Annotated in this window: 10 protein-coding genes and 1 pseudogene; 10 read left to right on the forward strand and 1 reads right to left on the reverse strand. The window is 65.0% G+C overall.

Annotation, left to right across the window (positions count from 1 at the left end; all coding sequences use genetic code 11):
• Nucleotides 1–12: 12 nt before the first annotated feature.
• Complete coding sequence (locus H8A95_RS25545) at nucleotides 13–969, reverse strand: TRAP transporter substrate-binding protein (RefSeq protein WP_229185636.1); 957 nt, start codon at nucleotides 967–969, stop codon at nucleotides 13–15.
• Between the two features lie 247 nt (nucleotides 970–1,216).
• Between H8A95_RS25545 and ugpB the strand changes: the two genes are divergently transcribed.
• The 10 genes and pseudogenes from ugpB to H8A95_RS44530 all read left to right on the forward strand — a co-directional run.
• Entirely contained in the window at nucleotides 1,217–2,506 is a 1,290-nt protein-coding gene (gene ugpB / locus H8A95_RS25550; protein WP_229185653.1) for a sn-glycerol-3-phosphate ABC transporter substrate-binding protein UgpB, read from the forward strand.
• Between the two features lie 202 nt (nucleotides 2,507–2,708).
• Nucleotides 2,709–3,662 carry an aminoglycoside phosphotransferase family protein gene (locus H8A95_RS25555; RefSeq protein WP_229185638.1) on the forward strand — a complete coding sequence of 318 codons (954 nt, stop codon included), beginning with the start codon at nucleotides 2,709–2,711 and terminating at the stop codon, nucleotides 3,660–3,662.
• Nucleotides 3,663–3,901: 239 nt separating this feature from the next.
• Nucleotides 3,902–5,524 (forward strand): ABC transporter substrate-binding protein, encoded by a 1,623-nt coding sequence (locus H8A95_RS25560; protein WP_229185640.1) that lies wholly within the window; start codon nucleotides 3,902–3,904, stop codon nucleotides 5,522–5,524.
• A 7-nt stretch (nucleotides 5,525–5,531) separates the two neighbouring features.
• Nucleotides 5,532–6,545, forward strand: a complete 1,014-nt coding sequence (locus H8A95_RS25565; RefSeq protein ID WP_229185641.1) for an ABC transporter permease — start codon at nucleotides 5,532–5,534, stop codon at nucleotides 6,543–6,545.
• 3 nt (nucleotides 6,546–6,548) lie between these two features.
• Nucleotides 6,549–7,448, forward strand: a complete 900-nt coding sequence (locus tag H8A95_RS25570; protein WP_229185643.1) for an ABC transporter permease — start codon at nucleotides 6,549–6,551, stop codon at nucleotides 7,446–7,448.
• Between the two features lie 324 nt (nucleotides 7,449–7,772).
• Nucleotides 7,773–9,626, forward strand: a complete 1,854-nt coding sequence (locus H8A95_RS25575; protein ID WP_229185645.1) for a dipeptide ABC transporter ATP-binding protein — start codon at nucleotides 7,773–7,775, stop codon at nucleotides 9,624–9,626.
• 19 nt (nucleotides 9,627–9,645) lie between these two features.
• Nucleotides 9,646–9,825 (forward strand): DUF4089 domain-containing protein, encoded by a 180-nt coding sequence (locus H8A95_RS25580; RefSeq protein ID WP_229185647.1) that lies wholly within the window; start codon nucleotides 9,646–9,648, stop codon nucleotides 9,823–9,825.
• Between the two features lie 7 nt (nucleotides 9,826–9,832).
• Entirely contained in the window at nucleotides 9,833–11,230 is a 1,398-nt protein-coding gene (locus tag H8A95_RS25585) for an AtzE family amidohydrolase (protein WP_229185648.1), read from the forward strand.
• A gap of 1 nt (nucleotide 11,231) precedes the next feature.
• Nucleotides 11,232–11,624 (forward strand): oxalurate catabolism protein HpxZ, encoded by a 393-nt coding sequence (gene hpxZ, locus H8A95_RS25590; RefSeq protein ID WP_229185650.1) that lies wholly within the window; start codon nucleotides 11,232–11,234, stop codon nucleotides 11,622–11,624.
• Nucleotides 11,625–11,641: 17 nt separating this feature from the next.
• Nucleotides 11,642–11,799: pseudogene (locus tag H8A95_RS44530) on the forward strand (GntR family transcriptional regulator); the annotation flags it as partial.

Here is an 11,799-nt window from a genome sequence, read left to right on the forward strand (position 1 = left end):
GCCAAGCTCCGGTTACTCCATGTTGCGGATGCGTTCGATCAACGCAGCGGTCGCGGGATCGCGCTCGGCCCTGGCGTAGATGCCGGCCATCGCCGCCTCGAACGGCCTGCGATCGATGTCGGTCACGATCTTGACGCCCGCCAGCTCCGCCTGCTTGCGCGAGCGCTCCTCGAGCTCGCGCCACTTCTCGCGCATGTAGATGCTCGAGCGTTGCGCGGCCTCGCGGAAGATCGCCTGCTCATCCGGCGTGAGGCTCGACCAGGCCTTTTGTGACATCACCAGCACTTCGGGGCTCACGGTATGTTGGGTCAAGGTGTAGTAGCCGGCATATTTGTAGTGACCGGTGGTGACGAACGATGGCCAGTTGTTCTCCGCGCCGTCGATCAGGCGGTTGGCGAGGCCGGTCAGCACCTGGCCGTAGGGCATCTCGACCGGGTCAGCGCCGAGCGCACGGATCATGTCCGACATCTGCGCCGATTGCTGCACGCGCAGCCGCAGCCCCTTGAGGTCGTCGAGCGAGCGCACCGGACGGACGCTGTTGTAGATCGAGCGGGCGCCGGAATCGTAGAAAGCCAGTCCGACGAAGCCGTGGGCCTCGAAACTGTTCAGGATATCGCTGCCGATCGGCCCGTCGAGCACGTGTTGCAGGTGCTCAAGCGATCGAAACAGGAACGGCATCGCCAGCACGTTCACGGACGGCACCATGGTTCCGATCAGCGCGACATTGGTCCGGTTCAGATCGATCGCGCCGGCCCGGGTCTGCTCCAGTGTCTCCTTTTCCTCACCGAGCTGGCGGGAGTGGAAGACCACGATGCGGTGCCGGCCGCCGGTGCGCTCGGTGATCAGGCGGTCCATGTAATTCAGCGCCTGGACGGTCGGATAGTCCTCGTTCTGGGTATCGGCGGTGCGGAATTCGCGCGCAAAAGCGCCCGCCGAGACCGCTGTCCATAACAGCGCGACGGCAAGCATCATTGTCCGCGAAAGGCCGGCGCGGCGGTACACAGGCTACAATTCCCCTTGTGGATTGTGTCCAGGGCGGGAGGAAAAGGTTCAACGCTTTTTAGCAGAACGGCGATGGTTCGCCCATCGGCCAAATTTCAAATCCCGCGCTGCAACCTGCGGTGTCGATTGAATCTGCGGTTGTAGCGCCGTATGACGGCGTGTTGGCATCCGGGAACGGCTTATTGTGAAGTTCGCTCTGAAGCTCCTGCACCTCATGTTGGCGGCCCTTCTGCTGGTGACGCCGGCGCAAGCTGCGACCGAGATCATGTGGTGGCACGCGATGTCGGGCGAGCTCGGCAAGCAGCTCGAGAAGCTCGCCGCCGACTTCAACGCCTCGCAATCCGATTACCGGATCGTGCCCGGCTACAAGGGCAATTACACCGAGACCGTCACCGCGGCGATCTTCGCCTTCCGCTCGCGCAGCCAGCCGGCGATCGTTCAGGTCAACGAGATCGCCACCGCAACCATGATGGCGGCGCGCGGCGCGATCTATCCGGTGTTCGAGCTGATGCGCGATCAATCGGAGACGTTTGCACCGTCGGCCTATCTGCCCGCGGTGGCCGGCTACTATGCCGATGTCGACGGCAACATGCTGTCGTTCCCGTTCAACGCCTCGACGCCGATCCTCTACTACAACAAGGATATGTTCCGTTCCGCCGGGCTCGATCCGAGCCAGCCGCCGAAGACCTGGCCCGAGCTCGGCATCGTTGCCAAGCGGCTGCGCGCCGCCGGTGCGATGTGCGGCGTCACCACGTCGTGGCCGTCCTGGATCAATGTCGAGAATTTCTCCGCCTTCCACAATTTGCCGATCGCGACCAAGGCCAACGGCTTTTCCGGGCTCGATGCCCAGCTGATCTTCAACAACCCGCTGGTGGTGCGCCACATCGCGCAGCTCGCGCAGTGGCAGGCCGACAAGACCTTCGACTATAGCGGCCGCGGGCAGGCGGCCGAGCCGCGCTTTCAGAAGGGCGAATGCGGCATCTTCATCGGCTCGTCGGGCACGCGCGCCGACATCAAGGCCAATTCGAAATTCGAGGTCGGCTACGGCATGATGCCGTACGATCCCGACGTGCAGGGCGCTCCGCAGAACACGATCATCGGCGGCGCCACGCTGTGGGTGCTGCGCGACCGGCCGCGCGCTGAATATGCCGGCGTGGCAAAATTCTTCGCCTATCTGTCGCGGCCCGAGGTGCAGGCCGCCTGGCACCAGAACACGGGCTATCTGCCGATCACCCGCGCCGCCTTCGATCTCAGTCGCACGCAGGGATTCTATGATCGCAATCCCGGCGCCTCGATCTCGATCGAGGAGGTGACGCTGAAGCCGCCGACCGACAATTCCAAGGGCATCCGCCTCGGCTCGTTCGTCCTGATCCGCGACGTGATCGAGGAGGAGCTCGAGCAGGTGTTCGCCGGCAAGCGCTCGGCGCAGGCCGCGATGGACAACGCCGTCGAGCGCGGCAACCGCCTGCTGCGCCAGTTCGAGCGCGCCAATCCGGACCGGTGAGGGTGCAGTTGCGTAGCCCGGATGGAGCGAAGCGAAATCCGGGGCCGGTTTCCGAGGCGGCACAGAGTCCCGGATTACGCTTCGCTCCATCCGGGCTACAAGGCTTCCCGTCATTGCGAGGAGCGAAGCGACGAAGCAATCCATTCACTGTACAAGCGGCGCCATGGATTGCTTCGCTTCGCTCGCAATGACGGTCTGAGAGATGATCGCTTCGCTTCCTCCTCTGACCGACTACGACGCCTACCGTGCCTGGCGCAGCGACACCTCGCGCTGGCTGCCGGTCGCGCGCGATATCGCCGATGGCCACGGGCTGTCGTGGGGCACGCCGCATGTGTTTGCGACCGGCACCAATCTCGTCGTCGGGCTCGATGACAAATTGATCCTGAAGCTGTTCCCGCCGTTCCTGCGCCCGCAATTCGTCTCCGAGCGCGGTGCGCTGGCGGAGCTGCGCGGGCGGCTCGGCATTCCGATCCCCGACCTCGTCGCGGAGGGCGAGCGCGACGGCTGGCCGTATCTCGTCATCACGCACCTCGCCGGCACCGTCGGTTCGGAGGTGTGGCCATCGCTGTCGGAAGCCGAGCGGGAGCGCGTGCTCGGTGAGATCGGCGCCGTGATCGCCGAGGTGCAGCTTGTGCCGCCCGGCAGCCTGCTGCCGATCGAGCCGCGTTGGGAGGCCTTCATGCGCGGCCAGATCGCGCAGTGCCGGGCACGGCACGAACGCCTCGGCCTGCCGACGAAATTCCTCACCTCGCTCGACGATCTCTTGGCCGACGCCGCCGAATTGATCCCGATGCACGCGCCGCCGGTGATCCTGACCGGCGAGTACATCCCGGAGAATTTCCTGCTCGGGCGCCGGGCCGATGGCTGGCATGTCGCCGGCCTGTTCGACTTCGGCGACGTCCGGACCGGATGGGGCGAATACGATCTGCTCGGGCCCAGCGCCTTCATGGCCGCCGGGCATCCACGGCTTGTGCGCAGCCTGTTCGACGGCTTCGGCATCCCGCGCAGCGAGGTGAATTTCGCGCTGAAGCGGCGGCTGATGGCGCTGATGATGCTGCACTCGGCCAGCGATCCGCTCCGGCACATCTGCATCGCGGGCTGGCCGGACCGGGTCGATGATTTCGTGCAGTTGCAGGAGCTGATCTGGCCGGACTAGCTATTTGAATCGGTCGTCAGCCAGAACGCGAGCAGCCTCTGCATTCTGCTTATTGATTAAGCAGCGACCGGTCCTTTGTATGCAATGGCGAGCATCTCGGGCGGCGTCAGATCAAGATACCTTTGGATATTTCTTCTGTTACTACATGGAGTTAACTCCTCATAAGGTTTCGTTAAGGGTTGGCACAATCCTTGCGAATTGAGTTCCAAGGCCCGTTCCTAGGGGCGTTGGAGCATCACATGAAGCGTCGCGATTTCCTCAAATCGGTGTCCGGACTGGCAGCGGGGGCGCTAGCGCCGACCGCGCCCGCGATCTGGTCGCCGGCCAAAGCCGACGCGCGCTCCGAGACGCTGCTGATCGTCTCCGAGGGGGGACCCAACAATCTCGATATCCACGGCGTCGGCACCAACGTGCCCGGCTATGAGGTGTCGTGGAATTGCTACGACCGGCTGATCAGCCACGAGATGAAGAGCGGTCCGGGCGGCGTGCCCTATTACGACCGCGACAAGTTCAAGCCCGAGCTCGCCGAGGATTTCAACATCGGCGACATGTCGGTCACCTTCAAGCTGCGCAAGAACGCCAAATTCCACGACGGCACGCCGGTCACGGCGAAGGACGTCAAATGGTCGCTCGATCGCGCCGTCAGCGTCGGCGGCTTCCCGACCTTCCAGATGAGCGCGGGCTCGCTGACCAAGCCCGAGCAGTTCGTCGTCGTCGATGACCATACGGTGCGCGTCGACTTCCTGAAGAAAGACAAGCTCACGATCCCCGACCTCGCGGTCATCGTGCCCTGCGTCGTCAACTCCGAACTGGTGAAGAAGAGCGCCAGCGAGAAGGATGCCTGGGGGCTCGAATTCACCAAGCAGCAGACCGCGGGCTCCGGTGCCTACAAGGTGACCAAATGGACCGCCGGCACCGAAGTCGTCATGGAGCGCAACGAGGATTGGGTCTCGGGTCCGATGCCGAAAATCAAGCGCGTGATCTGGCGCATGGTGCCGCAGGCCGGCAACCGCCGTGCGCTGCTCGAACGCGGTGATGCCGACATCTCCTACGAGCTGCCGTTCAAGGACTTCCAGGAGATGAAGGCGAACGGCAAGCTCAACGTGGTCTCGCTGCCGTTCTCCAACGGCATCCAGTATATCGGCATGAACGTCACCAAGCCGCCGTTCGACAATCCGAAGGTGCGGCAGGCGATGGCCTACGCGATGCCGTATCAGAAGATCATGGATGCGGTGCTGTTCGGTCTCGCCAACCCGATGTTCGGCGCGGCCAAGGACAAGCCGACCGAGGTCGCCTGGCCGCAGCCGACGAAATACAACACCGACATGGAGAAGGCCAAGGCGCTGCTCACTGAAGCCGGCTACGCCAACGGCTTCGAGACCACGATCTCATTCGACCTGAATTTCGCTGGGGTCAACGAGCCGCTCTGCGTGCTGGTGCAGGAGAGCCTCGCGCAGCTCGGCATCAAGACCACGATCAACAAGGTACCCGGCGCCAATTGGCGCACCGAGCTCACCAAGAAGGAGATGCCGCTGTTCACCAACGTGTTCTCGGGCTGGCTCGATTACCCCGAGTACTTCTTCTACTGGTGCTATCACGGCAACAATTCGATCTTCAACACGATGAGCTACAAGTCGCCGGAGATGGACAAGCTCATCGACGGCGCGCGCATCGCTGCCGCCAACGGCGACACCGCGGCCTACGACGCCGACGTCAAGGGTTTCGTCGATCTCGCCTTCGCCGACATCCCGCGCATCCCGCTCTATCAGCCGTTCGTCAACGTCGCGATGCAGAAGAATATCTCGGGCTACCAATACTGGTTCCACCGCCGCCTCGACTATCGCGCGATGGCGAAGGGGTGAGGCGCTTATGCTGACCCTGATCGGCAAGCGACTGTTGTTCGCGATCCCGTCGCTGATCGGGGTCGTGATCGTGACGTTCCTGCTGACGCGTGCGCTGCCGGGCGATCCGGCTGCGTATTTTGCAGGGCCTGCGGCAACCAAGGAGGCAGTCGACCAGATCAGGAAGAAGCTTGGCTTCGACAAGCCGCTGATCGAGCAGTTCGTCCACTACACCAATGATCTCGCCCATGGCGACCTTGGCACGTCGCTGACCACGGGCCAGCCGGTCGCAGCCGAGCTGCGCAACCGCCTGCCGGCGTCGGCCGAGCTCACGCTGCTCGGCCTCGTCGTCTCGATCGTGATCGCGATTCCGCTCGGCGTGCTGGCGGCGACGCGGCCGGGCTCCTGGATCGACCATCTCTGCCGCGTCACCACGACGGCCGGCGTGTCGCTGCCGGTATTCTTCACCGGGCTCGTGCTGGTTTACGTGTTCTATTTCCGGCTCGGCTGGTCGCCGGCGCCGCTCGGCCGGCTTGACGTATTCTATAGCGCGCCGCCGACGGTCACCGGCTTCTATCTGATCGACACGCTGGTCGCGCGCGACTTCGAGGCTTTTCGTTCTGCGTTCAGCCAATTAATCCTGCCGGCGGTGACGCTCGCGATCTTCTCGCTGGCGCCGATCGCGCGCATGACGCGGGCCTCGATGCTGGCGGTGCTGGCGTCGGATTTCGTCCGCACCGCGCGCGCCAGCGGCCTGTCGCCCGGCAAGGTGATCGTGACCTACGCGTTCCGCAACGCGATGCTGCCGGTCATCACCACGCTCAGCATGGTGTTCTCGTTCCTGCTCGGCGCCAATGTGCTGGTGGAGAAGGTGTTCGCCTGGCCCGGCATCGGCTCCTACGCCGTCGAGGCGCTGATCGCCTCCGACTTCGCGCCGGTGCAGGGCTTCGTGCTGACCATGGCGGTCATGTACGTGCTGCTGAATCTCCTGATCGACATCCTCTACGGCGTGATCGATCCCCGCGTCAGGCTGGAGGGCTAGCCTATGAGCAGCGTCGCGCCGACCGTCGAGCCCGCAGGTCCTGCCCGCACCTCCGGGCTTGCCGCGGTGCTGGAGCAGACCCGCTATGTGCTGAGCGAGAACAAGGTCACCGGCTTTGCCTTTGGGCTGCTGGTCGTGATCATGTTTGCCGCGCTGTTCGGGCCTTATGTGGTGCCTTATGATCCACTCGCCTCCGACACCGCGGCCGCATTGAAGTCGCCGTCGGCCGCGCACTGGTTCGGCACCGATCAGCTCGGCCGCGACATATTCAGCCGCGTCATCGTCGCGACACGGCTCGACACCTTCATCGCGGTCGCCTCTGTGGTGCTGGTGTTTCTGATGGGCGGGCTCGCCGGCATCGCCGCCGGCTATTTCGGCGGCTGGACCGATCGCATCGTCGGCCGCATCGCCGACACCATCATGGCGTTCCCGCTGTTCGTGCTGGCGATGGGCATCGTCGCCGCGCTCGGCAACACTGTGCAGAACATCATCATCGCGACCGCGATCGTGAACTTTCCGCTCTATGCCCGCGTCGCGCGCGCCGAAGCCAATGTCCGCCGCAATGCCGGCTTCGTGCAGGCGGCGCGGCTCTCCGGCAATGGCGAATATCGTATCCTGCTCGGGCACATCCTGCCGAACATCATGCCGATCATGATCGTGCAGATGTCGCTGACCATGGGCTACGCGATCCTCAACGCCGCAGGTCTCTCCTTCATCGGGCTCGGCGTCCGGCCGCCGACCGCGGAGTGGGGCATCATGGTCGCCGAGGGCGCGGGCTTCATGGTGTCCGGCGAATGGTGGATCGCGCTGTTCCCGGGCCTGGCGCTGATGATCGCGGTGTTCTGCTTCAATCTGCTCGGCGACGGTCTGCGCGACATCGTCGATCCGCAGCGGAGGACGTGATGATGTGGACCTGGCTAACGCATGCGCGCTTTCTTCGCCTCTCCCCGCGTGCGGGGAGAGGCCGGGCCGCGTTAGCGGACCGGGTGAGGGGGGCTCTCCGCGCGCTCCTGAGCCGGTCGTACGTGCCGATAGATGCCCCTCACCCCAACCTTCTAAGAGCAAGCTTCGCTTGTCTCGACCCCGCAAGAGCGGGGCGAGGGAGCGCACCGAACAAGCGGAGGACGTGATGACCGTCTCGGCACGGTGCCGCGCTACCGCTTCGCTACTTTGCATGGGGTTGTTTTGCGGATTTCTGGATGACGCCTCGCCTGAGGGGAGGCGCGCATGACCGCCCAGCCGCTGCTCGACGTCCAGGATCTCACCGTCGAGTTCACCACCCGCCGCGGCATCGTCAAGGCGGTGCAGCACGTCAATATCTCCGTCGGCAAGGGTGAGACCGTCGGCATCGTCGGCGAGTCCGGCTCCGGCAAGTCGGTGACGTCCTATGCCGTGATGCGGATTCTCGATCGCGCCGGCCGGATCGCCGACGGCTCGGTGATGTTCTCCGGGATCGACGTCAAGGCCGCGACCGAGGGCCAGATGCGCGATCTGCGCGGCCGCGAAGTCTCGATGATCTTCCAGAATCCGCGCGCCGCGCTCAATCCGATCCGCAAGGTCGGGCACCAGATCGAGGACGTGCTGCGCCAGCATGTGCAGCAGGCGCAGGTCACCGATCGCGGCGAGAAGGCGATCGAGGCGCTGGAGCAGGTCAAGATCGCGCGTCCGCGCGAGCGCTATCATGCCTATCCGTTCGAACTGTCCGGCGGCATGTGCCAGCGCGTCGTCATTGCGCTCGCACTGGCCTGCAATCCGCAGCTTCTGATCGCCGACGAGCCGACCACCGGCCTCGACGTCACCACCCAGAAGGCGGTGATGGATTTGATCGTCGAATTGACGAAGCGCCGGTCGATGTCGACCATCCTCATCACGCACGACCTCGGCCTTGCCGCCGCCTATTGCGACCGCGTCGTGGTGATGGAGAAAGGCCGCGTGGTCGAGACCGCAAAGTCGGCCGATATCTTCGCGTCGCCCCAGCACGACTACACCAGGAAGCTGATGCGCGCGACGCCGCGGCTAGGGGTGTCGCTCAGGGATTTGTTGCCCGAGGAGGATCCTCTCGCCTCTCCCCGCGTGCGGGGAGAGGCCGACACGCTCGGCAGCGCACTTGCGCGCCAGAGCGTGGCGGGTGAGGGGGACTCTCCGCAAGTTGCGCTCGTGGAGAGTACCCCTCACCCCAACCCTCGCCCCGTAAGGAACGGGGAGAGGGGGCACAGCAGTGCAGGCGGAGAGAGGGAGCAGTCGCAACTCCTCCTGTCAGTCGAAAAGCTCGTCAAGGAATACCCGCGCCAGGGCGCCGGCTCGGTGCTGACAAAGCTGTTCGGCCGCAAGCCGCCGGTCGAGGAGGAGATCTTCCGCGCTGTCGACGGCATCAGCTTCTCGATCGACCATGGCGAGAGCGTCGGCCTGGTCGGAGAATCCGGTTGCGGCAAGTCGACGACGTCGATGATGGTGATGCGGCTACTGGACCAGACCTCCGGCCGCATCGTGTTCGACGGCGAGGACATCGGCTGCATCCTGCCGCAGTCCTTCGCGCGGTTGCCGCGGCGCAGCCAGATCCAGATGGTGTTCCAGGATCCGACCGACAGCCTCAACCCGCGCTTCACCGCGGCGCGCGCCATCGCGGACCCGATCATGCAGCTCGGCGACATCAAAGGGCGGGATGCGCTGCGCGATCGCTGCGAGGAGCTGGCGCGGCTGGTCGGCCTGCCGGTCAATCTCCTGGACCGCTTTCCGCACCAGCTGTCGGGCGGCCAGAAGGCCCGCGTCGGCATCGCGCGTGCCATCGCGTTGCACCCGAAGCTCGTGATCCTCGACGAGCCGACCGCAGCGCTTGACGTGTCGGTGCAGGCGGTGGTGCTCAATCTGCTGCAGGACCTCAAGCAGTCGATGGGCATGAGCTATCTGTTCGTCTCGCACGATCTCAACGTGGTGCGCCTGCTGTGTGATCGCGTCATCGTGATGCGCGCCGGCCGCATCGTGGAGCAGGGCACGTCCGAACACGTCTTGGGCAATCCGCAGGATGCCTATACAAAAGAACTGCTGACGGCGATCCCGCATCCGCCGTTGCCGGTCTCTTGAAAAACTCACTGGGAGCGAAATGACCGATCATCTCGACGACTACATGAACGCCGCCGCCCGCGCGATGGCGTTGCCGCTGGAAGACGCCTGGCGTCCCGCGGTGCGCGCGAATCTAGATGTCTCGCTGCGGCTGGCGCGGTTGGTCGACGACTTCCCGTTGCCTGACGATGCCGCGTCGGCTGCCGTCTATTCGACCTGAGATCGCGATGTCTGAAACTCCCGCGTCCATGTCGGCCGCCGAGATCGCGCATGCCGTCAAAAACCGCAAGCTCACTGCCCTTGCCGCGACCGAGGCTGCGCTGTCGCGCATCGCGGCGCATGACAAGGTCCTCAATGCCTTCACCGACGTCACCGCCGATCGCGCCCGCGCGAAGGCGGGTGCGATCGATGCCGCGATTGTAGCCGGCAAATCCGTTGGCCCGCTGGCCGGCGTACCGTTCGCGGTCAAGAACCTGTTCGATGTGCAGGGTCTTGCGACGCGCGCCGGATCCAAGATCAATCGCGACCTGCCGCCGTCGCCGCGCGACGCCACGCTGATCGAGCGGATGGAGGCGGCCGGCGCCGTGCTGGTCGGCGCGCTCAACATGGGCGAATACGCCTATGATTTCACCGGCGAGAACGTGCATGACGGCCCGTCGCGCAATCCGCACGATCCGACGCGGATGACCGGCGGCTCCTCGGGCGGCTCCGGCAGCGCGGTCGGCGGCGCGCTGGTGCCGATCGCACTCGGCTCCGATACCAACGGCTCGATCCGGGTGCCGTCGTCGTTCTGCGGCACGTTCGGCCTGAAGCCGACCTATGGCAGGCTGTCGCGCGCCCGATCCTTTCCGTTCGTCGCGAGCCTCGATCATCTCGGTCCGCTGGCGCGCAGCGTGAAGGATCTCGCGCTCGCCTATGACGCCATGCAGGGGCCCGACGCCGACGATCCCGCCTGCATCGTGCAGTCGATCGAGCCGACCGTGCCGTTGCTTGCCAACGATGTCGGTCGGCTGCGGGTTGCCATTGCCGGCGGCTATTTCCAGCAGAATTTGTTTCCGGAGGCTGTCGAAGCGGTCGCGCGCGTGGCGAAGGCGCTCGGCGCCACGCAAACCGTGGAACTGCCGGAGGCCGCGCGGGCCCGCGCCGCCGCCTACATCATCACCACGACCGAGGGCGCAGCGCTGCATCTCGATCGGCTGCGCAAGCGCCCCAACGATTTCGATCCGGCGGTGCGCGATCGCCTCATCGCGGGCGCCATGGTGCCGGCGGTTTATGTCGACAAGGCGCAGAAATTCCGCCGTTGGTATCGTGCCAAGGTGCTGGAGCTGTTCCAGTCGGTCGATGTGATCCTGGCGCCGGCAACGCCGTGCACCGCGCCGAAGCTAGGTCAGGTCAGCTTCACGCTCGATGGCGTCGAGCTCCCGGTGCGGCCCAACATCGGGATCCACACCCAGCCGATCTCCTTCATCGGCCTGCCGGTCGTGGCCGTGCCGGTGCCGCTTGAACCGTTGCCGATCGGCGTGCAGATCATCGCCGCGCCCTGGCGTGAGGATATCGCGCTGCGGGTCGCCTATGCACTTGAACAGATGGGCGTCGCGGCCGCGCCGCCGCCGAGAGGGATCTAAAATGGACATCGATCTTCCCGACGTGCTCGCCGAGGTCACCGCGCAGTTCCAGCGCTACGAGAATGCGCTGGTCTCGAACGACGTCGCGGTGCTCGACGAGCTGTTCCGCAACGACAGCCGCACGCTGCGTTACGGCATCGGCGAGAACCTTTATGGCTATGCCGAGATCATGGCGTTTCGCGCCGGGCGCTCGCCGGTCGGCCTGATGCGCGAGATCGAGCGCACCGTGATCACGACCTATGGCCGCGACACCGCGATCGCTTCGACGCTGTTCTATCGGGACAGCACTCCGGGTAGAGTGGGGCGGCAGATGCAGACATGGATTCGCTTCCCCGAGGGCTGGAGAATCGTCGCTGCCCATGTCAGCGTCATCGACGAGCCTAAAGGCGTTTGAACAAGAGCGCTTGAGCCATGAGCCTGGACGATCTTCCGACCCGCACGCCGCAGCCGACCGAGCCCGAGCCGGTGGTGCCGCGCGTCGATCGCCCGTCGTCGCTGGCCGACAAGGTCACGCGCGCCGAGGAGTTGCGCCTGCAACTCGCCGACGAGATCGTGCGAGGCACCCTGCC

Origin of the sequence: Bradyrhizobium oropedii (assembly GCF_020889685.1) — a bacterium.
In the GTDB taxonomy this organism is placed as follows: Bacteria; Pseudomonadota; Alphaproteobacteria; order Rhizobiales; family Xanthobacteraceae; genus Bradyrhizobium; species Bradyrhizobium oropedii.

Excerpts from the sequence above, each read along its gene's own strand:
- H8A95_RS25545 (WP_229185636.1), bottom strand. The coding sequence starts at position 969 with ATGCTTGCCGTCGCGCTGTTATGGACAGCGGTCTCGGCGGGCGCTTTT.
- ugpB (WP_229185653.1), top strand. The coding sequence starts at position 1,217 with ATGTTGGCGGCCCTTCTGCTGGTGACGCCGGCGCAAGCTGCGACCGAG.
- H8A95_RS25555 (WP_229185638.1), top strand. The coding sequence starts at position 2,709 with ATGATCGCTTCGCTTCCTCCTCTGACCGACTACGACGCCTACCGTGCC.
- H8A95_RS25560 (WP_229185640.1), top strand. The coding sequence starts at position 3,902 with ATGAAGCGTCGCGATTTCCTCAAATCGGTGTCCGGACTGGCAGCGGGG.
- H8A95_RS25565 (WP_229185641.1), top strand. The coding sequence starts at position 5,532 with ATGCTGACCCTGATCGGCAAGCGACTGTTGTTCGCGATCCCGTCGCTG.
- H8A95_RS25570 (WP_229185643.1), top strand. The coding sequence starts at position 6,549 with ATGAGCAGCGTCGCGCCGACCGTCGAGCCCGCAGGTCCTGCCCGCACC.
- H8A95_RS25575 (WP_229185645.1), top strand. The coding sequence starts at position 7,773 with ATGACCGCCCAGCCGCTGCTCGACGTCCAGGATCTCACCGTCGAGTTC.
- H8A95_RS25580 (WP_229185647.1), top strand. The coding sequence starts at position 9,646 with ATGACCGATCATCTCGACGACTACATGAACGCCGCCGCCCGCGCGATG.
- H8A95_RS25585 (WP_229185648.1), top strand. The coding sequence starts at position 9,833 with ATGTCTGAAACTCCCGCGTCCATGTCGGCCGCCGAGATCGCGCATGCC.
- hpxZ (WP_229185650.1), top strand. The coding sequence starts at position 11,232 with ATGGACATCGATCTTCCCGACGTGCTCGCCGAGGTCACCGCGCAGTTC.